At 75.1% G+C, this 1,838-nt stretch carries 2 protein-coding genes; one reads left to right on the forward strand and one right to left on the reverse strand.

Features of this window, described 5'->3' with window-relative positions; translation table 11 throughout:
* Positions 1 to 755: hypothetical protein (locus ABD308_RS22520; protein ID WP_344337990.1), on the reverse strand; the 755-nt coding region annotated here is incomplete at its 3' end.
* Positions 756 to 1,083: 328 nt separating this feature from the next.
* Here ABD308_RS22520 and ABD308_RS22525 point away from each other — a divergent pair.
* Positions 1,084 to 1,838: AfsR/SARP family transcriptional regulator (locus ABD308_RS22525; protein ID WP_344337992.1), on the forward strand; the 755-nt coding region annotated here is incomplete at its 3' end.

Genomic DNA, 1,838 nt, shown 5'->3' on the forward strand with positions numbered 1-1,838 from the left:
AGGGTGCCGAGGCGGAGGCGGGGGGCGGCGAGGTCGAGGAGGGCGGCGGCCTCGGGGGCGAGGCGGTAGGCGGCCAGGACGGCGGCGGTCTCGGCGGGTTCGAAGGGCTGGTGGGTGAGACAGGAGAGGTCGAGGAGGGTGAGCGGGTCGAGGTCGGTCCCGGCGGGGGTGCGCAGGTGGGCCTCGGCGAGGGCGATCAGGCACTCGACGTGGTCGTCGGCGACGAGGTAGGGGCGGACCGGGACGGTGGTGCGGTCGCCGGGGAGGGCGGCCGTGGTGAGGTGGACGCGGTACCAGGGGTCGAGCAGCGGGTCCTCGGCGGGCCAGCGGACGGTGACGGCGGTGTGGTGCGGGCGCTCGCCGAGGAGGGTGACGTCGATGGTCTCCACCGGGTGGTCGGTGACCAGGCGGACGACGGCCTGCCAGAGCGCGGCCTCGCCCGGGGCGACCAGGTCGAGGGAGTCCTGGGGCCGGAGCAGGTCTGCCGGGTAGTAGCCGGCCAGCGGGAGGCCGTGGATGGCCCGGACGCCGGTGGAGCGGGCGAGGTCGTGGGCGAGCCGGGTGTAGTGGCCGGCGCGGGTGCGGGCGCGGCGCAGTTCGGCGCGGGCGGGCTCGCCCATCCGGACGTCGTCGCGGGCCAGGGCGGAGAGCACGAGATGGGGCAGGTGACGGCTGCCGCGGGCACGGTGGAGCAGTTCGGCCGGCCCGTCGGCCGGGTCGACGTCGAGCAGGTTGTACAGCAAAGCGGTGTTCACGACGTCCGCCTCCGAAGGTATCGTCATGGCGCCCGACGCCGTCGACGGCCGAGGGCGGGGGCGATCACGGCCGGGCACCAGGGGTGTCCGGTCGCGGGAGGTGAAGGAGGGGGCTTGGCCGGACCGTCTCCGGCGGCCCCCGGCACGGTGATTCTGGCCGGTCGGGTTCAACGCGCGGTCACCACAGGCTCAACGGAGCCTCGACACCGCGCACGGCCTCGGGGTTAATAGCGTCACACAGAAGCTGACATGTGCACGGGCGGGGCGGGCACTGTCCTGGGCGGCAGGGGGCAGGATGCGCGATCTCCGTTTTTCCTTACTGGGTCTGATGCGGGCTCACCGCGGCGCGACGGCGCTCAAGGTGGGCAGCCCGCAGCAGCAGGCGATGCTGGCGGTGCTGCTGCTGCGGCCGGGCCATTCGGCGAGCGCCACGGACCTGATCGCGGCGCTGTGGGGCGAGGAGCCGCCGAGTGCGGCGATGACCACGGTGCGGACGTACGCGTGGCGGTGGCGCAAGGTGCTGGACGCCGTGGATCCCGTGGAGGGAGCGGGGTCCGGCGAGAAGGCGCCGGGCAGCGTCCTGGTCTCGATGGGCGACGGCTACCGGCTGGTCCTGCCCAAGCTGGCGGTGGACACGGCGCAGGCGGAGGCGCTGGCCGCCGAGGCGGAGCGGACCGCCCGGGCCGAGCCGCTGCGCGCCCGCGACCTGCTCAACCAGGCGCTGGAGCTGTGGCAGGGCGAGCCGTTGGCGGGGATCCCCGGGCCGTTCGCGGAGCGGCACCGGCAGCGGCTGGACGAGCTGCGGCTGACCCTGCTGGAGGAGCGGATCGGCCTGGACCTGGCGCTGGGCCGCTACTCGCGGTGCATCCCGGAGCTGACCTCGCTGACCACCGAACACCCCCTGCACGAGCGGGCGTACGGGCTGCTGATGCGCGCGCTCTACCAGGCCGGGCGGCAGGCGGACGCGCTGGCGGTGTTCCGGGGGGTGCGGCAGCTGTTCCTGGCGGAGCTGGGGGTGGGGCCGGGCGCCGAGCTGGAGCAGTTGCACCGGCGGATCCTGGAGGGGGACCCGGCGCTGGCCGC

It is taken from the genome of Kitasatospora putterlickiae (assembly GCF_039527695.1).
GTDB lineage: Bacteria > Actinomycetota > Actinomycetes > Streptomycetales > Streptomycetaceae > Kitasatospora > Kitasatospora putterlickiae.